Genomic DNA, 21,424 nt, shown 5'->3' with positions numbered 1-21,424 from the left:
GCAAGACTATCGCCCGGTCACGGCGCACCTCGGCCCGCAGGGCCCACGACCGTACGTCCGGTCAGTCGGGCAGGGGATGGGCCTGGGCCGTGGGCTGAGGCAGCGGCACGTGCGACGCCGTCCGGATGGTCAGCGTGGAGTCGAAGCCCAGCAGCCGCAGCAGCCGCAGCACCGGCGGGGTGGGGCGGACGAAGGTCGCGCGGCCGCCCTGCTCCCGCACGCGCGCGTCGGCCCACAGGAGGCTCCGCGCGCCCGCGCAGTCGAGGAAGCCGACCCCGGCCAGGTCGACCTCGACGTGCCCGGGGCGGCGGGTCCCCAGCACCTGCCGCAGGTAGGCACGGAGCTCCGGCACCGCGGACACGTCGAGGTCGCCGTGCACGGCCATGCGGATGCCGGCCTCAGACGACGTGGTCTGGATTCGCAACATTCCTCTGGCCCTGCTCGCCCAACAGCTCCGCCGCGAGCTCGGACACCTTCCGTCTGCTGTCCCTGGCCTGCTTGCGCAGCCCGGTGAACGCCTGCGAGGCCGTCAGGTCGTGCTTGCCCATGAGATAACCGATGGCCCGCTCGATCACGACGCGGTAGTCGAGGGCGTACTGGAGCTGGTCGGCGAGCACCGCCTTCTCGTCCGCCTCCATCGACGCCACGAGGACCTGCTCGATCACGTGCGCGTACGCGTGGAGGGCCTGGGTGTCGCTCTCCTGCCACTCGTGCGGCGCGTCCTGGTAGACGTTGAGGGTGCCCACGGGCACGCCGCCGAGCCGGATCGGCACTCCCGCCACTCCGCGCACCTCGGGATGCAGCAGTTCGCGCAGGGCCGGCCACCGCCGGTCGGACCGCACGTCGGCCGTCGTCACCGCGGTGTCGCCCGCGTACGCCGCCACGCACGGGCCCTGGCCCGTCACCGCCTGAGCGCGCTCCAGGCTGCGGCCACGCTCGTCGGTGGCGAAGAGGTAGCGAAGTGTGCGGTCCTCCTCGGCGAACATCAGGCCGGCGCCGGAGTATCCGAAAAGCCGGTCCACCACTTGGACGATGCGCTCAAGGTGGTGCACGATCCCGGTCGCCGCCCTGTCCTTCTGCAGACGTCGCAGGCTGGCGACAAGAGCCTCAGGATCGATATGGGTCATTCCGTATCCTCTCGTGAACCTCACCTCGCACCGCCGTGGCCTGGGGAAGAGGCGCCGATTCAGCCATCACAACTGCCCGGAGGGGGCTCGATCAGTCCTGATCTCTGCCAGGACCTGAAGAACGATGACCAGCAGCTCGCCGAGGCGTGATCCGGCCTCCGCCTCCGTGCGGTCCCACACGCGCCCGTCGCGGGTGTAGAAATCCAGGACGCCGATGAGTTCGCGATCCTCGATGAGCGGCACGGAGAGGACGGCCCGGACCGGCGGGGCGTGGACGGCCACGTGCGGGAACCCCATGGGCCTCGCGGCGTGCAGGTCGGGGATCGCGACGAGGCCGCCGCTGGCGGCGCTCTCGATGGCGGGACCGTCGCCCACGGACTCCTGGGCGGACTCCAGCAGCAGGCCGTCGTCGTCGGTCGCCCCGACGGCACGGAGGCGGTCCTGGCCGTCGAGCAGCATCAACGCGGCGCCGTCGACCCCGAAGAGGCCGGCCATGCCGGTGAGGACGTTCTCGAGAACAGACGGCGCGTCCGATGCCATCGCGAGCCCACTTTCAAATGATGAAGCGGCCGCGGACACAGGGCGGAGTGCCCCTAAGCCTAGTGGGCTCCACGCAGTGGTAGCCAGGTGAACCCGAGGGTTGCCGGAAGGGTGGGCCGCCCGTACTGCGACGGGCATGAGAAATCCGCCCTCCCGCAGGGGAAGGCGGATCGGAAAACGGGCCGGGAAGGCGGCTGTTCGCCGGACGAGCGCGGGCAGTCGTCGGCCCTGCTCGCCCGGCTTCCGCACAGCATGGCCAGGCCAAGGAATTAGCGCTTGGCCTTCTTGCCCTGGGGGGTGACGGCGTACCACTCGCCGCCGAAGTCCTTCACGTCCTGGCCGAGCACGTCGCCGGCCTTCTGGTCCTTCGCGTAGTAGTAGAGCGGGTGCTTGTTGTAGGTCACCTGCGTGGTGCCGTCCTCCCGGTGGAGCGTCCCGAGCAGGTTCGCGTGCACGCCCGTGCCGGCCTGCGGCGCGCCGGCGGTGAGCACGGGCGGCCACGCGGCGGCGCAGGCCTGGGTGCAGGCGGAGGCGCCGCCCTTGTCCTTCGTGAACAGGTACACCGTGCGGCCGTCCACGCCGACCAGCACGCTGCCGAGCGAGGTGGGCGCCGCGTCGATGCGCGCGGGCCCTGTGGGGGACGCCTGGACGGGAGATGTCGGAGACGCCGAGTGTCCGGTGGCGGACGGCGTCGTCTCCGAGGTGTTCTCGGAGGGCTCGGGCGTCTGCGACTCGTTGAGCTGGTCGTTGGCGACGCGGCTGGCGCCCTCGTCGCCGGCACCGCCGCATCCGGCGGCCAGCAGGCTGATCGCGACCGCGCCGGCATACAGCAGTTTCCTCATGTTCGGCCTCCTGAGAAGTGAGCGAGTCGGCTCCAAGGACACACGCGGCGACGGCGGCCCCGCCGCCCGGACGCGAAGATCCAGGACAGGCCTTTGCCGTTTCGTGGGTTGCGGCTCACAGGCCTCACGCCACCCTCGGGGCGAATCCACCACCAACGCGGATGAACCGCAGGATTCGGGGAAATCGGAATAAGCCGTACGGGCGCGGCGGTGCGCCCCGACACGTGAACCGATCGCGGGGAGGTGCCGAGGTCACCGGCGCGCGCGATGCCATGCTGAGGCTGCGACGCCCGCCGGCGCGGCCGTCCGGCCCGCGGGGGCGACGTCCCCGCACCGCCCCCTTCGCCCGATCTCGCGTGACAGACAAGGAGCGTCCGGATGGCCGAGCGCACGCAACCGCCCACCGTGGAACCGTCCCAGCTGAGGCGTCGCCTCGGCCGTACGGGAGTGTGGCTGTCCTCTCTGGCGGCGATCCCCGCGGCGGAGGCCAGGAGTGCCGCGGCGGAGATCGAGGAACTCGGATACCCGGCGCTGTGGATCGGCGAGACCCCGTTCGGGCGAGAGGCCTTCACGCACGCCGCGCTGTTGCTGTCGGCCACCGCGCGGCTGCACGTGGCCACGGGCATCGCCAACATCTACGGCCGCGACCCCGTCGCCGCCGCCAACGCCGCCGCGACCCTCGCGGAGGCGTGGGACCAGCGGTTCGTGCTCGGCCTCGGTGTCAGCCACAAGCCGCTGGTCACCCCTCGCGGCCACGACTACTCGGCGCCGCTCGCGTACATGTGGGACTACCTCGACGGGATGGACCGGGCTTCGATCGAGCTCCCGCAGACGGAGACGCCGCCCCGGATGCTCGCGGCGCTCCGGCATCGGATGCTCAAACTGGCGGCGCGGCGCACCCAGGGCGCCCACACCTATTTCGTGCCGCCCGAGCACAGCGCGAAGGCCCGCGAGATCCTCGGTCCGGACCCGGTCCTCGCCCCGGAGCAGGCCGTGGTGGTCGAGACGGACCCGGACCGCGCACGGGAGATCGCCCGCGAGTACGCCGCCATGTATCTCTCCCTGCCCAACTACACCAACAACCTGCGCGAACTGGGCTTCTCCGACGACGACTTCGCGGGCGGGGGCAGCGACCGGCTCATCGACGCGATCGTGGTCTGGGGCGAGCCGGAGACGATCGCCGAGCGGGTACGCGCCCACCACGACGCGGGGGCCGACCACGTGTGCGTGCAACCACTGGCCGGCTCGGTCGGCACGCAGATCGAGCACCTGCGGCTGCTGGCCCCCGCTCTCCTGGGATGACGTCGTGACCACGGCGGCTTCCGGGCGGGGGCGCGGCGAGCAGAGCGGGCAGAACAGGCAGAGCGGCCAGAACGAGCAGGGCCCGGTGATCCCGCCGGACCCGACGAGCCTGGAGGCGTGGATCCGCCAGGTTCTCGGCCTGGCCGGCGCCCGGGCCTCCGCGTTCACCCCGCCGCTGCCGCCCTCCCCGCCCGCCGGCCCGGGCCACCCGGGTCGTTCCGCGGACGCGGACGGCCCGGACCACGGCGGGAACGCGGAGTAGCCCGAGCGGGCCGGGCGGGAGGCCGGTCAGGCCGCCTGACGCACCTGCTCGGCCAGCCGTTCGAGGCTGTCGTCCAGCGCCTGCTCCACCGCCTCGGCGGGGGGCGCGTGCCGCTCGTCGAAGAAGGACAGGTGGACCGTCACGTCGCTGCTGTCGTCGTCGATTCCGGCGACCTGCAGCCATCCGGCGTACCGGTCCACGTCGCGGGTGCCCCACTCCATCCGCAACTGGTCCTGCTCGGCCCGCAGCAGCGCGCGTTCGTCCTGACCCGTCTCGTCCTCGTGGACGGTGACCGCGGGCGGCTCCTCGGCGTGTACGTGCAGCTCACGGGGCATCCAGAGATCGAGTTTGCCGACGTCGCACGCCTGCCGGAACACCTGGTCGGCCGGGGCGGGCATCCTGCGGGACCGCTCGAACTCGGTCATGATCCGTCACTCCTCCCTCTGTCGACGTAGGGGCCCCTACCCGCCGCGGTCCGGTCCATCCTCCGGCTCGGCGCCTGGTGGGCACCCCCTTCCCCGCCGGGGGCGCGCGGCGGCGTAGGGTCCGGTGCATGACCGATCATTACGATGTCGTGGTCCTCGGCGCGGGGCCCGGCGGCTACACCGCCGCGGTCCGCTCGGCCCAGCTCGGGCTCAGCACAGCGGTCGTCGAGGAGCGCTACTGGGGTGGTGTCTGCCTCAACGTCGGATGCATCCCTTCCAAGGCGCTGCTGCGCAACGCCGAGCTCGCCCACATCCTCACGAACGAGACCAAGACGTTCGGCATCCAGGTGGACGGCCCGATCACGCTCGACTACGGCGCGGCCTTCCGCCGCAGCCGCCAGGTCGCGGACGGGCGGGTCAAGGGCGTCCACTACCTGATGAAGAAGAACGGCATCACCGAGTACGACGGCCGGGGCACCTTCACCGGGCCGGACTCCATGGAGGTGCGCGGCGCGGACGGCTCGGTGCGGACGGTGACATTCGACCACTGCATCATCGCGGCGGGGGCGACGACCCGCCTGCTGCCGGGGACGTCCCTGTCGGAGCGCGTGGTGACGTACGAGGAGCAGATCCTCAGCGAGGCGCTGCCGGAGAGCGTGGTCATCGCGGGCGCCGGCGCGATCGGCGTCGAGTTCGCGTACGTGCTGCACAACTACGGCGTGAAGGTCACGATCGTCGAGTTCCTCGACCGGATGGTGCCGCTGGAGGACCAGGAGGTGTCGGCGGAGCTCGCGCGGCGCTACCGGCGGCTCGGCATCGAGGTGCTGACCTCCACCCGGGTCGAGTCGATCGACGACAGCGGCGACAAGGTGCGGGTCACGGTCTCCAGGAACGGCGAGACGTCCGTGCTGGAGGCCGACAAGGTGCTGCAGGCCATCGGCTTCCAGCCGCGTGTCGAGGGATACGGCCTGGAGCACACCGGCGTACGGCTGACCGAGCGGGGCGCGATCGCCGTGGACGGCCGCTGCCGCACGAACGTGCCGCACATCTTCGCCATCGGGGACGTCACCGCGAAGCTCATGCTGGCGCACGCCGCCGAGTCGATGGGCATCATCGCCGCCGAGACGATCGCGGGCGCCGAGACGATGGAGCTCGACTACGTGATGATCCCCAGGGCGACCTACTGCCAGCCGCAGATCGCGAGCTTCGGCTACACCGAGGCCCAGGCGCGCGAGCAGGGCTTCGACGTGAAGGTGGTCAAGTTCCCGTTCACGGCCAACGGGAAGGCGCACGGCCTGGGCGACCCGACCGGGTTCGTCAAGGTCCTCAGCGACGCGAAGTACGGCGAGATCCTCGGCGCCCACCTCATCGGGCCCGAGGTGACCGAGCTGCTGCCCGAGCTGACCCTGGCCCAGCAGTGGGACCTCACCGTGCACGAGGTGGCGCGCAACGTCCACGCCCACCCGACCCTGGGCGAGGCGGTGAAGGAGGCGATCCACGGCCTGGCCGGGCACATGATCAACATGTGATCCGGTCAGGGGCCGTTAAGGTCCGGTCAGCCGCCGGTGGGCGGCCCATCAGCGCCGGGGGTGACGCTCCTCCCATGGCCGCGACACCAGCGCGGCCTCGGATCAGAGGAGCGCGACATGACGACCCGATCGGTTCTGATCTCCGGCGCGAGCATCGCCGGCCCCGCCCTCGCCTACTGGCTGCGCCGGCATGGCTTCGCCCCCACCGTGGCCCCACCCGCGAAAACTCCTCGCAAGCTCGGACTTTTCGCGGGGCCCGGGGTTCGAGCGGGCCCCGCCCCGCGCGAGGGCGGCCAGGCGGTCGACTTCCGGGGGGCGGTGCACATGAGCGAGCGGAGCGAGCGAATCAATAAGCACAGTGCGATTCGCTCATGCGACCCCGAGCCGCCAGGCGAGGAGGTGGCATGAGCGTGCTGCGGCGGATGGGCGTCCTCGACGAGATCCGCCGCCTGCGCACCGACCCCGGCCCGTGGCGGCTGGTCGACGCGCGCGGCGACCAGGTGGTCGGGCTGCCCGTGGAGTTCGCCGGCGGCGAGGTGGAGATCCTGCGCGGCGACCTCGCCCGTGTGCTGTACGACCTGACCGGGGACGACGTGAAGTACGTCTTCGGCGACTCCATCGCGTCCATGACCGAGACCCCGGACGGCGTGGAGGTGACCTTCCGCGTTCCCCGAGTACGAGCGGACGATCAGGGGGTTCGCCAAGGCGTGCCAGCGGGTCGCGGGCAACGCGGGCTCGTTCCTCGCCCCGGTGACGCGGGGCGCGATCCTGCGGCGCAATCTGGCCTACCGGGTGCTCACCGCCGGGCCGCTGATAGGGATGCTCGACAAGCTGAGCACCAAGGCGGCCACCTCGATAACTCTCAAGGACTATGCGGCCTGAAATGCGGAAATGCCGATTACCGAACAGGCATTCGGCTCGCGCGGCCATTCCCTGGGAAACACTTCCCACGGCGTCGATGAATGGTCGGCTACGCTGGGAATCAGGCCGTGCGCGAAACGCCGCGGCCGCGTGCGGGCGAACAATGCGAGGGCGGCCCGATGGCGAGGGACGACGCGGAAAACACCGGCTCCCCGGTCGGCGCGAACACTCTGATGGCCCTCATGCGCGAACTGGTATTCCCTCCGTACGCGATCGAACGGTCCTCGGTGGCGCCGCAGGACGTCACCCGGCAGGAGAACGACGCGGAGCACTCCTTCGCCCTGGGCCTGGCCGCGGTCTGTCTCGCCCCGCTGATCGACCCCGCCCTGGACCCGGGCAGGGTCGCCAGGTACGCGCTGGTCCACGACCTGCCCGAGGTCCACGCGGGGGACGTCTCGGTCTACGCCGGCCCGGCCGAACGCGAGAAGAAGGCCGTACGCGAGGAGGAGGCGCGGGAGATCATCAGCCGTGACTTCGGCGGGACGTTCCCCTGGCTGGTGGAGGACCTGTACGGCTACACGGCGCAGCACGACCCGGAGAGCAGGTTCGTCTACGCCCTCGACAAGCTGCTCCCCCACGTCAACGTGCTGCTGGCCGACCACCATCCGCTGCGGCCGACCTGGGCGGCGTACAAGCGCACGGAGATCACGGCCAGGCGGAAGATACGTATGAGCTGCCCGGCACTGCTGCCGTTGTTCGACGAGCTGTGCCGGGAGTTCGCACGGCGTCCGCACCTGTTCTCGGGTGGGGTGTCACCTGGCGTGGGAGATGACGATGTTCGCGACGGCGAGCAGGGCCGCTCCGCAGACGGCGCACAGCACCCTCAGCGGCAACTGGACGCCCGGCCCGAGCACGGCGGGCAGGGCGACGAGGAAGGCCCCGGCCGCGCTGGCCGACACCCACGCGAGGAGACGCGACCGCGAGCGGCGCACGACCACGGGAAATCCGGCGCTCGTCGTCAGTGAGTCGCCGCCCGGCGCCGGGCCCGCCCGGGTGTCCGCGGCCAGGGTGATCCCGACCCGCGCGAGCGCGTCGAAGCCCAGCGTCTCGGGCCGCAGCCAGAACTCCACCGTGTCGTATCGCGACGCCACGTCGTAGGAGTCGTCGGACGCGATCTTCAGGAAGGTGCCGTCGGTCGCGCACACGAGCCGTTTCGCGGCCGGCGTGTAGCCGTCGGAGTAGAAGCTGACCCGCATCTTCACCGAGTCGCCGTCACTCAGGTGCAGCCGCCCCTCGGCGTCGAGCGTGCCCGTCCTGTCCCTGCCCAGCAGCGGTTCCTCGGTGCGCACGAAGTAGGAGGACCTGTAGGTGGGGTGCCGGGCCAGCCGCCGGGCCACCCCGAGCCACGCGTCGGGGTCGTCGCCCGGCCGCTCGTGCAGGTGGAGGTCGGGGAAGCGCGTGGTGGCGGGATACCAGCGCCCGCCGTTGGCCTCCGCGAGCCGGTCCACGAACCAGCCGCCCTTGGCCCTGATGTCCGCTTCGCTCAGCGGGAACTCCTCCAGGTTCGCGTAGTCGTCCACCCGGAGCCGGAACACGGCCATGTCCGCCACGCACGCGGTCGCCACCACCGTGGCGAAGCGCACGGGCACGACGAACGGCTCCGTCTCGGGCGACTCCCGGTCGGCCAGGAACGTCACGAGGCACCGCCGGCCGACGGCGGAGCCGTTCGCGATCGCCTGTTGCAGGGCGCCCGCCACGTAGTCGGTCTCGTACCGGAACTGGATGATCGCCCCTCTGGGCAGGGCCAGCGCCCTCAGGACGTCCTCCGCGTACCGCCGCCTGCTGTCGGACGACAGCAGCAGCACCGAGGGCCGGACTCCGGCCGTGCGCGGCACGGTCGCGCCCGGGGCCATGTGGGGGGTCATGTCCGCCTCCGGAGCTCGTCCCGATCGCGCAGGCGGTCGTCGAGCGCGAGGAAGCGCGGCCACACCCGGTCCCTCGGCAGTTCGTCGAGGCGCAGGCTCGCCGCGGCCTCGTACCGCAGCCCCCGGTCCGCCAGCGCCCGGTGCTCGCCCAGGATGATCGGCTCGCGTACGCCGTCCGACTGGTCGCCGGTCAGGTCGATGACGAACCGCCGGGGGTCGTGGGCCGGGCCGATCTCGACCCAGCAGTGGTGGCTCACGTCCTCGGCGTCGTCACGGCCGTCGTCGCGGCCGACCCGCAGCCGGCCGTAGCAGTAGACGGGTTCGAGCAGCAGGTCGGTGCGGAGCCTGCGGGCGAGCCAGACGGAGGTGACCCCGCACTGGCCCCGGGGGTCGCCCGCGGCGACCGGCGACTCCTGATAGCGCGGATGGACCGTGCGGTCCGACCAGGTGGGCTCCAGCATCCGGCGGTAGCCGAGCAGGCGGTCCCTCCACTCCGGCGAGGCGAAGTCCGCCTTGAGGGGTCTCACGTGGTCACCGCCCGAGTGGGCCCGGATCGACACCCTGATCAGGCCCCCGATCCCTCCGGCGTTCCGCTTCGCGGCCGAAGTGACGCCGAGGACCATGAGCACGTTGTCCGGGGTGTCCAGGAGCTGCGGCACCGACTCTCCGGACATGCGGCGGGTCTGGAAAAGGCCTTTGTCGTCGTAGCGATATGCCACGGGCGACAGGGCGATCGGTTTGAAGCCCGATGCGAGGAATGAGGCGCCGTCGAAACCGAGCATCGGATTGTATGCCGTGATGACATAATCCCCGGCGTTTTCCGCCCTGATCTCCCGGACCGCGCGGGCGATCGTCAGGCTCATGAGGTTCGCCGGAATTCCCGCCAGCCCGTGCATTCTTGTCAGGACCATTATCCGGTCCGGATTCACGTCCAGCCCGTGCCCGGTGAGCGCGTCCAGGACGTACTGGCGGTCGCATCGTGAGAAGGCGGCGTACGTGATCGGCATCGTCGCGCCCGGCAGGAAGAGCCCGAACTGGGCGACGGTGTCGGCCCTCTCGCTGTGGAGGTAGTGCAGTCTCGACTGCACCAGATGGCCGGCGCTCGGCCTGACCTCGGCGAAGCGCAGGCGGGTGCGGTAGCCGTCGCCGAACGACAGGCTCAGGTCCCGGTGCGCCTTGTGCACATTGAGGAGGACGGAGGCGTGCGCCTGGTGGGCGGCGTCCTCCGCCGACTGGCGCACCTGGGCCGCCCGGACGACGGCCTGCAGCCGTATCTCCTCGTACACCTTGTCCGGAGACCAGCCGGCGATGGCCGGCCTGCTCAACCGGGGCAGGTGCAGTCTTACCTGGATCTCCAGAGTCCGGAGGCCGACTCCGACCGTCTCGGCGTCCGCGCGGATGCGCGTCCCCACCGCGCCGACGAAGGTCTCGACATCCGGATCACGAAGCCCGTCCACTCGCGCGCCCTCGCTTCGCGCTTTCTCCCTTCGCGGCGTACGCGTGGTCTTGGGCACTTTTTCTCCCGCAATCGCGAGAATCTTGTCAGTGACGCCGTCAAGGATAGAACTCGGGCCGCACGCTGTCAGGGCACTCGCCGAGTTGGTATCACCTTTTATCGGACCCGCCGGAATTACGGCCGCTTTTTCCTCGGCGCCGCTACGGCAGCCGCGAAGGCGACCCCGCAGCCGACCCCTGCGCAGGCCCCGAAGCAGGCCCCTGCGCAGGGGGCGAAGCAGGCCGCGAAGCAGGCGGATAGAGGGCCGCGAGAGCGTGCGCGGTCGCCGCCATCTCGCGCCGCAGCTCGGCCGGTTCCAGTACCTCCACCTCGGCCCCGAGCTTGAGGAACTCCGTCCGCGCGTGCGTCACCGACTCGATGGGCACCGTCGCCGCGACCCAGCCCCGCTCGTCCGGCGGGCCCGCCGTCTCGTCCACCGCCCCGGCGACGGCCGAGCTCATGACCTCTCCAAGCCGCTCCCGGCCCCGCGGCGACAGCCGGACCACCGCGTGCCCCCGCAGCAGCCGTGAGCGGAAGCCGGCCAGATGCTCGCGCCAGTGTCGCTCCAGGTCGAAGCCCTCGGGGCGCTCGAACGTCTCATCGGTCACCGTGAGGGCGAGGATCTGGCCGACCCGGTAGGTGCGCAGCGCTCCGTCGCACCGCGCCACGAGATACCACTTCCCCGCCTTCAGGACCAGCCCGTACGGCTCCAGCCTCCGCTCGACCTCGCAGGGCTCCGCCCAGCGGCGGTAGCGGACGTGGACGACCCGGGTGGTCCAGACGGCCTCTGCGATCTCCGGCAGGTACGGCGACCGGTCGCCGTCGTAGTACCAGCCGGGCGCGTCGAGGAGGAAGTGCGCCCGCACCCGCCGCGCCTCCTCCCGCAGACCGGCCGGGAGCGCGGCCTCGATCTTCAGCTCCGCCGCGGCCAGCAGCGCGCCGAGGCCGAGATCGGCGGCCGGTCCCGGCAGCCCGGCCAGGGACAGCGCCGCGGCCTCCCGCTCGGTCAGGCCGGTGAGCCGGGTGCGGAAACCGTCCATCAGCCGGTAGCCGCCCTCGTGCCCGGCCTCGCCGTACAACGGGATGCCGGCGGCGTGCAGGGACTCGACGTCCCGGTAAATCGTGCGGACGCTGACCTCCAGCTCGCCGGCGAGCTGCCGGGCCGTCAACCGGCCGCGCGACTGCAGCAGCAGGAGGATCGACAGGAGCCGGGACGCGCGCACGATGTCACCATCGCACGATTCCACTGCCGGAAGGTGTCAGTGAAGCGGCCCTACCGTTCCCGGCATGGCTTTCGCGGAGAAACTGCTCTTCGTGCCGCCCCCGATCAAGGTGAGCGGCTACCACGTCAAGCGCTACCACGTCACGGCAGACCCGGCCGGCATCGACCCGGAGGTCGAGAAGGCGGCGTACGCCGTCCTGCCCGAGCTGTTGCCGGATCCGGACGGCACGCCCCCGGCCGCCTTCGTCGTCCTTCACAGGGGCGGGGACGACGGGGCCTACATCAACGCCTACACCTGGGCCTGGGACAACGCCCTGCACAACGGCAACGCGGTGGCCGGTCAGCCGGTGCTCGGGTGCCCCGACCGGGATCCCACCCACTTCGTCCGGCTGGAACGCCCGCTCATCGGCTGCGTCTGGGAGCTGCCGCCGATCCTGCACGAACGCGACGCGTGGGTGCGGCACATGCTCGCCCCCGACCGGCCCGACCTCGGCGCGTACCTCGCCGACACGCTGCCCGAGGGCACGACGGGCGACCGCCGATGAAAGAACCACGCGTACCGATCAGGGGCGATGTCCCGGGCGCTTGACCGGGACATCGCCGCGGGTGATCGTCGGGGCCTGACTCCACGAACCGGTCCCCCTTCGCCCCCGGAGCGATCGATGCGCAGAGCCCTGGCCCTCCCGCTCGCCGCGGTCCTGGCCGCCTCCCTGCTCGCGGCGGCGGACCCCGCCCAGAGTCCGGCGCCCTCGCAGGGCGGCGCCGTCGAGATCTCGGTCGATGCGCACGCCGGGCTCGGCACCGTCCACGAGGCGGCGTACGGCGCCAACGCCGCCGTCTGGGACCCGCACATGAACGACCCGGAGGTGGCGCGGCTGTACAAGCGGGCGCACATCGCCGCAGTGCGCTATCCCGGCGGGTCGTACGGCGACCTCTACCACTGGGAGACCCACACGGCGCCGGGCGGGACCGTGGCCCCGGGCACGGGGTTCGACCGGTTCATGGGCACGGTCAGGGCGGCAGGCGCGCAGGCCGTGGTGATCGCAAACTACGGCACGGGGACGCCCGAGGAGGCCGCCGGGTGGGTCCGGTACGCCAACGTGACCAAGAAGTACGGCGTGAAGTACTGGGAGATCGGCAACGAGCTCTACGGCAACGGCTACTACGGGGCCACCTGGGAGGCCGACGACCACCCGGACAAGAGCCCCGCGGCGTACGCCCGCACCACGCTGGAGTTCGTCCGCGCGATGAAGGCCGTCGATCCCACGATCAAGATCGGGGCGGTGCTCACGATCCCCGGGAGCTGGCCGGACGGCGTGGTCGCCGCAGGCGACGCGGCGAACTGGAACCACACGGTCATCCCGGTGGTGGCGTCCGAGATCGATTTCTTCACCGTGCACTGGTATCCGGGCACGAGCATCCCGGACACCAGCGGCGACGTCGCCGCGCTGCTGGCCTCTCCGCCCGGCCTCGCCGAGATGCTGGCCCAGGTGCGGGCCGACGTCGCCGCCCTGGGCGGGCGCGAGGTCCCGCTCGCGCTGACCGAGGTCGCCTCCAACATCGGGCGCGACACCCACGCGGCCGGGCTGTTCGCCGCCGACACCTACCTGACCGCGCTGGAGAACGGCGTCTTCACCGTGGACTGGTTCGACACCCACAACGCGCTGGAGAGGGTCTCCACGATCGACGGCGAGACCGACTTCCAGGACATCGGCTTCCTGTCGCTCGGCCAGTGCGCCGACGGCGTCTGCGAGCCGCCGCTCAACACGCCGTTTCCCGCCTACCACGGCATCGAGATCCTGCAGACGGCCGCCGGGCCGGGAGACAGCCTGGTCAGGGCCGGCTCCAGCCGGCCGGAGGTGGCCGTGCACGCCGTACGGCAGGTCGGCGGCGACCTGGCCGTCGTGATGATCAACAAGGATCCGGCCACCGCCTATCCCGTACGGCTCCGCTACACCGGGTTCACGCCCTCCGGCCGGAGCCCGGTGACGTACACCTTCACGAGGGGGGCCACCGGGATCGTCCGGGCCGAGCAGGGCGACCCGTACATCCGGACGCTCCCGCCGTACTCGATCACGACGATGACCGTGCGGGCGGCGAAGGGCCCGAAGCCCGCGCCGGCCCCGGGCACGCCGACGGCACGCGGCGACGCGGGCGGCGTCCCCGGCGCTGTCACCGTGAGCTGGCCGTCCGCCGGGCCACGGGCGGACGGCTATGAGGTGTACCGGCAGACGGGCACGGACACCGTCCTGCTGGGCACCACCCGGGGCACCTCGCTGACGCTGCGCGGCCTGGAGCCCGGCGCCTCCTACACCGTCAACGTGCTGGCCAGGGATCGGGCCGGGCGGCTGTCGCGGCCGTCGGCGCCGGTGACCTTCACCGCCCCCACGCCGCCGGACAGCACCTGCGCGGTCCGCTACCGGGTGACGCAGGGCTGGGGGCGGGGCTTCACCGCCGAGGTGACCGTCACCAACCGGAGCACCGCGGACCTCACCGGCTGGGCACTGACGTTCCGGTTCCCGGTCGCCGGGGAGCGGGTCTCCGGCGGGTGGGGCGGCACGTGGACGTCCGAGGGTCAGGACGTGCGGGTCGTCCCCGGTGAGCAGGCAGGGCAGCAGGCACCGACGATCCCGGCGGGTGGTTCGATCACCGTCGGGTTCGTCGGCGCCAACGAGGGGGCCTACCCCTCTCCCACCGTGTTCCGCCTGGACGGCACGGTCTGCTCGACGCTGTGACCGGCGCTTTCTTGGCTCGATCATGGAGTCGGCTTGCACCCGGACGTGAGGGCCGGGTGAGAGACTCCTGAGCAAGCGCCTGCCGTGTCAGGTGCGGAACCCCGCGGCTCATCGCCAGAAAAAGCCGCCCGGTGTGGTAACGGCGAAACCGCTGGAAGCCCGCCCTCCTCGCCGCGAAGGCCGAGGAGGGCGGAGCCCAACGGGAGGCTCAACCAGAGCCCCGACCAGAGCCCGTCGGGGGCCCGTATCCCCCGCCGCCCGGTGTCTCGATCTCCAGCACGTCACCCGGCTCGACGCGCACCGAGTCGCATCCCGCCAGGTGGACGACGACTCCGTCCGCGCGCCGCACCCGGTTGAGGCCCAGTGCGCCGGGGGCGCCGCCGGCCATGCCGTACGGCGGCACGCGCCGGTGGCCGGACAGCACGCTGACCGTCATCGGCTCGCGGAACCGGATGCGGCGCACGGCCCCGTCCCCGCCGCGCCACCGTCCGGCGCCGCCGCTGCCGCGCCGGACGGCGAACTCCTCCAGCAACACGGGGAACCGCCATTCCAGCACCTCGGGATCGGTCAGCCGGGAGTTCGTCATGTGGGTCTGCACCACCGCCGTCCCGTCGAACCCGTCTCCCGCCCCGGACCCCGAGGCGACGGTCTCGTAGTACTGGCGCCGTTCGTCGCCGAAGCTGACGTTGTTCATCGTCCCCGACCCCTCGGCCTGGACGCCCAGCGCGGCGTAGATCGCCCCGGTGATCGCCTGCGAGGTCTCGACGTTGCCGGCGACCACGGCCGCGGGGTACGCAGGGGCCAGCATCGACCCCTCGGGCACGACGATCCGCAGGGGCCGCAGGCAGCCGTCGTTGAGCGGGATCTCGTCGGCCACCAGGGTGCGGAAGACGTACAGCACGGCGGCGGTGACCACGGCGGACGGCGCGTTGAGGTTGGTGTCGAGCTGGGGCGAGGTGCCGGTGAAGTCGATCGTCGCGGCGCGGCGGGCGCGGTCCACCGAGACCCGCACCGAGATCACGGCGCCGGAGTCCGTCTCGTAGCGGCAGCTCCCCTCGCCGAGGGCGTCGACGACCGCGCGGACCGCGCTCTCGGCGTTGTCCTGCACGTGCCCCATGTAGGCCCGCACGACGTCGAGGCCGAAGTGGCCGATCATCGCGCCGACCTCCTCGACGCCCTTGGCGTTCGCGGCGATCTGCGCGCGCAGGTCGGCCAGGTTGGTCGCGGGGTCCCTGGACGGGTACGGCCCCTCGGTGAGCAGCCGCCGCGTCTCCTTCTCGCGCAGGCCGTCGCGGTCCGCCAGCAGCCGGCAGTCGAACAGCACGCCCTCCTCGTGCACGCTCCTGCTCCCGGCGGGCATCGAGCCGGGCGTCAGCCCGCCGATCTCCGCGTGGTGGCCGCGGGAGGCCACGAAGAACAGGATCTCCCGGCCCGCGTCGTCGAAGACGGGGGTGACGACCGTGATGTCCGGCAGGTGGGTGCCGCCGTGGTAGGGATCGTTGATCGCGTACACGTCGCCGGGCCGCATCCCGCCGCCCCGGCGGCGGATCACCTCCTTGACGCTCGCGCCCATCGACCCGAGGTGCACCGGGATGTGTGGCGCGTTGGCGATGAGATCGCCGCCCGGGTCGAACAGGGCGCAGGAGAAGTCGAGCCGCTCCCGGATGTTCACCGACTGCGCGGTGGCCTCCAGCCGGGCGCCCATCTGCTCGGCGACGGACATGAAGAGGTTGTTGAAGACCTCCAGCATCACGGGGTCGGCCGCGGTGCCCACGCCCGTGGCGCGGGGGCGTGCCCGGTCCCGTTCCAGGAGCAGGTGCCCGTACGGCGTCACCCGGGCCCGCCAGCCGTCGTCGACGACGGTGGTCGCGTCCGCCTCGGCCACGATCGCCGGGCCGCCGAACGTGTCGCCGGGGCGCAGCAGTTCCCGCCGGTGGAGCGGCACCTCGCGCCACGCGCCACGGGTGTACATCCGCACGGTGGTCGCCGTCCGCGTCCCTGCGCCGGGTCCGGAAGCGCGTCCGGCGGCGGGCCCGGAAGCGGGTCCGGCGGCGAGGTCCGGGAGGCCGGGCCGCTCGGTCAGGCCCACCGCCTCGACGGAGACCGCCTCCGCGACCAGCGGCCGGTCCATGAGGAAGGAGTAGGTCCGCAGGTGGGCGGCCTCGAACGCCGTCACCATCGCGTCCGTCGCGGCCAGGTCCACCTGCAGCGGCGTGTCGGTGCCGTCGTAGCGCAGCCGCACCCGCCTGCTCACCCGGATCCGCGCGTCCGCCACCCCCTCGTCCGACACCCCCTCATCCAGCAGGGTGCGGCGCGCCGCCGCCTCCAGTCCGTCTGCGAGGCCGGTCAGGCGCCGCGTCGTGGCGGGCTCCAGCCGGGCCTCGACCGACTGCTCCCGCAGCACGGTCGTGTCGGCCAGCCCGATGCCCAGGGCGGACAGCACGCCCGCCATCGGGGGCACCAGCACGGTGCGGATGCCGAGCGCGTCGGCCACCGCGCAGGCGTGCTGCCCTCCGGCCCCGCCGAACGTGGTGAGGGCGTACTCGGTGACGTCGCGGCCCTTCCGCACGGAGATCTGCTTGATCGCGTTGGCGATGTTCTCGACCGCGACCCGCAGGTAGCCCTCGGCGACCTGCTCGGGGTCGCGCTCGTCGCCGGTCCGCCCGCGGATGCCCGCGGCCGTCTCCGCGAACCGCCGCCGCACCTCGTCCGCGTCCAGCGGCAGGTCGCCGTCCGGGCCGAAGACCGCGGGGAAGTGACCGGGCTGGATGCGACCGAGCATCACGTTGGCGTCGGTGAGGCACAGCGGCCCGCCGTTGCGGTAGCAGGCCGGGCCGGGGTCGGCTCCCGCGGAGTCCGGGCCGACCCGGTAGCGCCCGCCGTCGAAACGCAGGACGGACCCGCCGCCCGCCGCCACCGTGTGGACGGCGATCATCGGCGCGGACAGCCGTACGCCGGCCACCTGGGTCCGGACGACCCGCTCGTACGCACCCGCGTAATGGGACACGTCGGTCGAGGTGCCGCCCATGTCGAAGCCGATCACCTTGTCGAATCCGGCCAGCCGGGACATGCTCGCCATGCCCACGACGCCCCCGGCCGGGCCGGACAGGATCGCGTCCTTGCCGCGGAAGTGCCCGGCCTCCGCCAGCCCGCCGTTCGACTGCAGGAACATCAGCCGTACGCCGGGCAGTTGCCGGGCCACCGCCTCGACGTACCGGCGCAGGACGGGAGAAAGGTAGGCGTCGGCCACGGTGGTGTCCCCGCGCGGCACCAGCTTCATCAGCGGGCTGACCTCGCTGGAGCAGGACACCTGGGCGAAGCCCGCGCTCCTGGCCAGGCTCCCGATCGCGCGTTCGTGCGCCGGGTGCAGGTGGCTGTGCAGGCAGACCACCGCGACCGCCCGGACGCCCTCCTCGCGCAGCCGCCGCAACCGCGGCGCGAGCCCTTCGAGGTCGGGCGGCCGGATCACGGTGCCGTCGGCGGTGATCCGCTCGTCCACCTCGGCCACACGCTCGTACAGCATCTCCGGCAGCACGATCCGCCGCTCGAAGATACGCGGGCGGTCCTGGTATCCGATGCGCAGCGCGTCGCCGAACCCCTTGGTGATGACCAGCGCCGTCCGCTCGCCGCGGCGTTCCAGCAGGGCGTTGGTGGCGACCGTGGTGCCCATCCGCACCGACTCGATCCGCTCGACCGGGATCGGCTCGCCCGCGGGGACGTCCAGCAGGGCGCGGATGCCCGCCACCGCCGCGTCGGAGTAGCGCGCCGGGTTCTCCGACAGGAGTTTGCGCGTCATCAGCCGCCCGTCCGGGCGCCGGGCGACGACGTCGGTGAACGTCCCGCCGCGGTCCACCCAGAACTGCCACCGATCTCCAGGCATCGGATCCCCCTCCGCACGCCCGTACATCCCTTGTATCAGGGCCGCACGCCCCAGCTTTAAATAGGGAGACACATCACCTGATGCCGGACATATGATCGAGTGCCGTTTCCCGGATCACACCGGACCGGCGCGAGGGGAAGGTGGTCCCGGCGGTGATGTCCGTGCCGAACGTGGAGCGCAGCAGGGGCATCGGTGCCCTCGTCACCGGCAACCTGCTCGGCGGCGTCGCGATCGCCTCCGGCATCGCGGTCGGCGGGCTGCTCCTGGAGCGGCTCGGCGGCACGTCCGTCGCCGGGCTCGGCCAGGCCGCGAGCGTGCTCGGCGCGGCGGTCGCCGCGGTGCCGCTGGCCGGCGTCGCGGCGCGGCACGGACGGCGCCGTTCGCTCGCCCTGGGCTACGCCATCGCCGTGCTCGGCGGCGTGCTGATCGTCACGGCCGCCGTCGTCGCGCAGCTCGTCGTGCTGCTCGCCGGGCTGGCCTTGTTCGGCGTCGGGCAGGCGGTGAACCTGCAGTCCCGGTACGCCGCCGCGGACGGCGCGGCTCCCGGCGCCAGGGCCAAGACGATGTCGATCGTCATCTGGGCGACCACGATCGGGTCCGTGGCCGGCCCCAACCTCAGCGACGTGGCCGACCGGTTCGGCCGGTGGCTCGGGCTGCCCGGCCTCACCGGTCCCTACCTGTTCTCGGTCGTGTCCTTCGCCTTGGCGGGCGCGGTGGTGGCGGTGTTCCTCCGGCCCGCCGCGCGGTCGTCCGCCCCGGCCACGAACGACGCGGCCACCAACGGCGCGGGCACCGGCGACGCGGGCACCGGCGACGCGGGCACGAGCGCCCGGGCGGTGGGAGCGGTGGCCGCGCTGCGCTGGGCGGCGGCCGACCCGGCGGCGCGGTTCGCGGTCGTGCTCATCTCGGTGGCGCACGCGATGATGGTCATGGTCATGGTGATGACGCCGCTGCACATGCAGCACCACGGCATGTCACTGCGGCTCGTGGGCGTGGTGATCAGCCTGCACGTGCTCGGCATGTACGCCCTGAGCCCGGTCTTCGGCTGGCTGGCCGACCGGATCGGCGCGGTCCGCACGGCGTGCGGCGGGATGCTGCTGCTCGCGGCGGCCGTCGTGCTCGGCTTCGTGGCCGCCTCCGCCGCGGAGGGCAGCGCCCTCACCGCGCTCGCGCTGACCGTGCTCGGGCTGGGCTGGTCGGTGTCGTTGATCTCCGCCTCCGCGCTGCTCGCCGGCACCGCCGCGGACCACGTGCGGGTGCCGTTGCAGGGCGCCACGGACGCCGGGATGAACTACGCGGGCGCCGCCGCGGCCGCGCTGGCCGGGCCGATCCTCGCCGCGGGCGGATTCCGCGCGGTCAACATCGCGGCGGCGGTCATCCTGGTGCCCGCCGTCGCGGCGGCGACCGCCGCCGTGCGCGGGGGCCGGGCGGCCGCGAAGGAGGCCGACGGACGGCACGATCAGACCGTGCAGCACGCCGCCCACCCCGCCGAAACCGGCTCCGGCTCCGACTGAAAAGACAAGTCCGGCCACATCACGACGAACGAGCGGCACCAAACACCTTCGCCTCGTTTGTTTGCGGTTTCATTAAGGCGAGCGCACTTCACCTGGCACGCATGCCCTGACCTGCCATTGCTATGTTTCGACGCATGGCCGCCAGGGCAATCGGCGCGGCCGGACGCGCATGAAAGACGATTCGCCGTCGCGCGCATTCCAACTGCATCAGCACCGTCCTGCGGACAAGCGCGCCCGAAATCATCCGGGCCAGTCAGGAGAACACGTGAGATCCCGTCCCTTTCGCGCGCTGATGGCGGCGTCGGTCGCCGCCGTGCTCACGGCGGCGTTGGCGACGAGCCAGGGCGCGGCGGCCGGTGTGCCGCAGGCCCACGATCCGTCGAACCATCCGACGCCGATGACGAAGCTCGGCACGAACACCAACACGCTCTACTCGCTGCGCTGGGATGAGATCGGCCCCGACAAGAGGTCGTACCGGCAGCTCATCACCCAGTTGCGCGGTGCCCTCGCCCTGCCGAAGTCGTACCGGTACACGAACATTTCCCAGTTGCTGGGCCAGCCCGGCCACACCGCCTTGAGCGGTCCCGTCGGCTGTCCGGATGCGAAGCGTTCTTACGGCGCGCTGGGCGGCCCGTATCCGGTCCGCAGCGATTACTGGATCTGCCTCAACACCGTGGATTCCACCACGAAGAGGTGGTATCCCCAGGGAGTCAGCGGCACCTGGGACGCGACCGCGAGCGGAGTCGTCGACGGGGAGCAGGCCTTCGCGTTCGGCTGGTATCGCCGGGCGAGCACGACCAACAGGACGCCCATCGCCTCCAGGGTGACGTTCCTCGACGAGCAGGCGCCGATGGGGTCCTTCGCGCACCGCTATCAGCATGTGCTGCTGGCGCTGCCGCGATATGGGAAGAACGGGGTCACGTTCGACTCGGTGCCGACCCACGCCGGCGGTTTGGTCTGGTATCACCAGTACCTTCTGGTCGCGGACGACGGCCCGAGGCATGAGTTCAACGGGATACTCGTCTTCGACCTGCACAATTTGATCGACCTGGCGCTCAGCCCGCGCGCCGACCTGACGTCGCCGCAGGCCGCCACCCGTCCCTACGGCCTGTACAAGGGCCGGTTCTATTCCAAGGGTTACCGCTTCATCCTGCCGCTGCGCGGCATCTGGCGGCCGTCGGTCGGCCCCCTGACCACACCGCAGAAGTGCCGGGCGGGCGACCTCCACTACCCACCGTGCTACACGTACGCGGGTCTCGACAGGAGCACCTCCCCGCCGAGCTTCCTCACGGGTGAGTGGTGCACGAGCTCGGCCTGCGGCAAGGGACGCGTGGCGCGCTTCCCGCTGATGCCGGACAACATCCCCTGCACCAGGGGATGTCTGCGGACCTCCGGCGGCAGGGCGAGGCCGACAGAGGTGTTCAGCCAGCCGGTCCGCTACGCGCAGGGCGGTGTGTCCTGGAAGGGGACCTACCAGTTCACGACGAGCCACGGAGGCGCCGCCGGGCGTTTCGTGACCCGGCCGGGCACGACGGTAGCCCGTCATTACGCCGGCACCGGCGTCCAGGACCTCTACTGGAACCGGGCCACGAGCACGCCGATGCTCTGGTCCGTCACCGAGTTCCCGGGAACGGCGGCCCATCCGCTGGGCAGGCGTCTCCTGTACGGCGTCCGTCCCTGATCCGGCAACCCTGATCACCGATCGAGTAGGAGGGTCGGGTCGCCCGACCCTCCTCTCACACCACCGGACATGCGGGCCCGCATC

The 21,424-nt window shown here is 72.0% G+C and carries 17 protein-coding genes; 9 read left to right on the top strand and 8 right to left on the bottom strand.

Translation table 11 applies throughout. The features are described 5' to 3' along the window. Window positions 1-61: 61 nt before the first annotated feature. From BXA11_RS26065 to BXA11_RS26050, 4 genes are all read right to left on the bottom strand, one after another. A complete protein-coding gene (locus tag BXA11_RS26065; RefSeq protein ID WP_076438695.1) occupies window positions 62-427 on the bottom strand; it encodes an STAS domain-containing protein in 366 nt (121 codons plus the stop codon). Continuing rightward, complete coding sequence (locus BXA11_RS26060; protein WP_076438693.1) at window positions 399-1,127, bottom strand: GAF and ANTAR domain-containing protein; 729 nt, start codon at window positions 1,125-1,127, stop codon at window positions 399-401. The genes BXA11_RS26065 and BXA11_RS26060 overlap by 29 nt, the downstream gene beginning before the upstream one ends. A gap of 66 nt (window positions 1,128-1,193) precedes the next feature. Then, window positions 1,194-1,667, bottom strand: coding sequence for a GAF domain-containing protein (locus tag BXA11_RS26055; protein WP_076438691.1), 474 nt, complete (start codon window positions 1,665-1,667; stop codon window positions 1,194-1,196). A gap of 269 nt (window positions 1,668-1,936) precedes the next feature. Next, window positions 1,937-2,509: a COG4315 family predicted lipoprotein gene (locus BXA11_RS26050; protein ID WP_076438689.1), complete on the bottom strand. Its 573-nt coding sequence runs from the start codon at window positions 2,507-2,509 to the stop codon at window positions 1,937-1,939. A gap of 378 nt (window positions 2,510-2,887) precedes the next feature. Between BXA11_RS26050 and BXA11_RS26045 the strand changes: the two genes are divergently transcribed. Both BXA11_RS26045 and BXA11_RS26040 read left to right on the top strand, forming a co-directional pair. Next, entirely contained in the window at window positions 2,888-3,811 is a 924-nt protein-coding gene (locus BXA11_RS26045; RefSeq protein WP_076438686.1) for a TIGR03620 family F420-dependent LLM class oxidoreductase, read from the top strand. A gap of 4 nt (window positions 3,812-3,815) precedes the next feature. Continuing rightward, entirely contained in the window at window positions 3,816-4,073 is a 258-nt protein-coding gene (locus BXA11_RS26040; protein ID WP_076438683.1) for a hypothetical protein, read from the top strand. Between the two features lie 26 nt (window positions 4,074-4,099). Here BXA11_RS26040 and BXA11_RS26035 read toward each other — a convergent pair whose 3' ends face one another. Further along, complete coding sequence (locus tag BXA11_RS26035; protein WP_030508779.1) at window positions 4,100-4,498, bottom strand: SRPBCC family protein; 399 nt, start codon at window positions 4,496-4,498, stop codon at window positions 4,100-4,102. 128 nt (window positions 4,499-4,626) lie between these two features. Here BXA11_RS26035 and lpdA point away from each other — a divergent pair, with 128 nt between their 5' ends. The 3 genes from lpdA (at window position 4,627) to BXA11_RS26020 (ending at window position 7,913) form a co-directional block, all read left to right on the top strand. Then, window positions 4,627-6,027, top strand: a complete 1,401-nt coding sequence (gene lpdA, locus BXA11_RS26030) for a dihydrolipoyl dehydrogenase (protein ID WP_030508778.1) — start codon at window positions 4,627-4,629, stop codon at window positions 6,025-6,027. A 404-nt stretch (window positions 6,028-6,431) separates the two neighbouring features. Then, entirely contained in the window at window positions 6,432-6,989 is a 558-nt protein-coding gene (locus tag BXA11_RS44020) for a Rossmann-fold NAD(P)-binding domain-containing protein (RefSeq protein WP_204053711.1), read from the top strand. A gap of 78 nt (window positions 6,990-7,067) precedes the next feature. Beyond that, the gene (locus BXA11_RS26020) at window positions 7,068-7,913 is read left to right on the top strand and encodes an HD domain-containing protein (RefSeq protein ID WP_076438678.1); all 846 of its coding nucleotides are present in this window, start codon (window positions 7,068-7,070) and stop codon (window positions 7,911-7,913) included. 896 nt (window positions 7,914-8,809) lie between these two features. On the opposite strand, the gene BXA11_RS26015 is transcribed toward BXA11_RS26020, so the two are convergent. Both BXA11_RS26015 and BXA11_RS26010 read right to left on the bottom strand, forming a co-directional pair. Further along, window positions 8,810-10,270 carry a hypothetical protein gene (locus BXA11_RS26015; protein ID WP_076438676.1) on the bottom strand — a complete coding sequence of 487 codons (1,461 nt, stop codon included), beginning with the start codon at window positions 10,268-10,270 and terminating at the stop codon, window positions 8,810-8,812. A gap of 199 nt (window positions 10,271-10,469) precedes the next feature. Continuing rightward, window positions 10,470-11,531, bottom strand: a complete 1,062-nt coding sequence (locus tag BXA11_RS26010) for a helix-turn-helix transcriptional regulator (RefSeq protein ID WP_083744595.1) — start codon at window positions 11,529-11,531, stop codon at window positions 10,470-10,472. 64 nt (window positions 11,532-11,595) lie between these two features. On the opposite strand from BXA11_RS26010, the gene BXA11_RS26005 reads away from it, so the two are divergent. Together BXA11_RS26005 and BXA11_RS26000 are read left to right on the top strand one after the other, a co-directional pair. Continuing rightward, entirely contained in the window at window positions 11,596-12,075 is a 480-nt protein-coding gene (locus tag BXA11_RS26005) for a hypothetical protein (protein WP_076438672.1), read from the top strand. 117 nt (window positions 12,076-12,192) lie between these two features. Further along, on the top strand, window positions 12,193-14,265 hold the full coding sequence (locus BXA11_RS26000) for a cellulose binding domain-containing protein (RefSeq protein WP_076438670.1): 2,073 nt from the start codon (window positions 12,193-12,195) through the stop codon (window positions 14,263-14,265). A 208-nt stretch (window positions 14,266-14,473) separates the two neighbouring features. On the opposite strand, the gene BXA11_RS25995 is transcribed toward BXA11_RS26000, so the two are convergent. Continuing rightward, window positions 14,474-18,145: a hydantoinase B/oxoprolinase family protein gene (locus tag BXA11_RS25995; protein ID WP_076438805.1), complete on the bottom strand. Its 3,672-nt coding sequence runs from the start codon at window positions 18,143-18,145 to the stop codon at window positions 14,474-14,476. 155 nt (window positions 18,146-18,300) lie between these two features. Here BXA11_RS25995 and BXA11_RS25990 point away from each other — a divergent pair, with 155 nt between their 5' ends. Continuing rightward, window positions 18,301-19,659, top strand: a complete 1,359-nt coding sequence (locus BXA11_RS25990; RefSeq protein ID WP_076438803.1) for an MFS transporter — start codon at window positions 18,301-18,303, stop codon at window positions 19,657-19,659. Between the two features lie 265 nt (window positions 19,660-19,924). After that, window positions 19,925-21,340, top strand: a complete 1,416-nt coding sequence (locus tag BXA11_RS25985; protein WP_143734519.1) for a hypothetical protein — start codon at window positions 19,925-19,927, stop codon at window positions 21,338-21,340. Window positions 21,341-21,424 lie beyond the last annotated feature (84 nt).

The organism is Microbispora rosea (genome assembly GCF_900156315.1).
Classification (GTDB): Bacteria; Actinomycetota; Actinomycetes; order Streptosporangiales; family Streptosporangiaceae; genus Microbispora; species Microbispora rosea.
This window is presented reverse-complemented; position numbering and strand designations above follow the sequence as displayed.

Coding starts and splice junctions, on each gene's coding strand:
- BXA11_RS26065 (WP_076438695.1), bottom strand. CDS start 427: ATGTTGCGAATCCAGACCACGTCGTCTGAGGCCGGCATCCGCATGGCC.
- BXA11_RS26060 (WP_076438693.1), bottom strand. CDS start 1,127: ATGACCCATATCGATCCTGAGGCTCTTGTCGCCAGCCTGCGACGTCTG.
- BXA11_RS26055 (WP_076438691.1), bottom strand. CDS start 1,667: ATGGCATCGGACGCGCCGTCTGTTCTCGAGAACGTCCTCACCGGCATG.
- BXA11_RS26050 (WP_076438689.1), bottom strand. CDS start 2,509: ATGAGGAAACTGCTGTATGCCGGCGCGGTCGCGATCAGCCTGCTGGCC.
- BXA11_RS26045 (WP_076438686.1), top strand. CDS start 2,888: ATGGCCGAGCGCACGCAACCGCCCACCGTGGAACCGTCCCAGCTGAGG.
- BXA11_RS26035 (WP_030508779.1), bottom strand. CDS start 4,498: ATGACCGAGTTCGAGCGGTCCCGCAGGATGCCCGCCCCGGCCGACCAG.
- lpdA (WP_030508778.1), top strand. CDS start 4,627: ATGACCGATCATTACGATGTCGTGGTCCTCGGCGCGGGGCCCGGCGGC.
- BXA11_RS44020 (WP_204053711.1), top strand. CDS start 6,432: ATGAGCGTGCTGCGGCGGATGGGCGTCCTCGACGAGATCCGCCGCCTG.
- BXA11_RS26020 (WP_076438678.1), top strand. CDS start 7,068: ATGGCGAGGGACGACGCGGAAAACACCGGCTCCCCGGTCGGCGCGAAC.
- BXA11_RS26005 (WP_076438672.1), top strand. CDS start 11,596: ATGGCTTTCGCGGAGAAACTGCTCTTCGTGCCGCCCCCGATCAAGGTG.
- BXA11_RS26000 (WP_076438670.1), top strand. CDS start 12,193: ATGCGCAGAGCCCTGGCCCTCCCGCTCGCCGCGGTCCTGGCCGCCTCC.
- BXA11_RS25995 (WP_076438805.1), bottom strand. CDS start 18,145: ATGCCTGGAGATCGGTGGCAGTTCTGGGTGGACCGCGGCGGGACGTTC.
- BXA11_RS25990 (WP_076438803.1), top strand. CDS start 18,301: ATGTCCGTGCCGAACGTGGAGCGCAGCAGGGGCATCGGTGCCCTCGTC.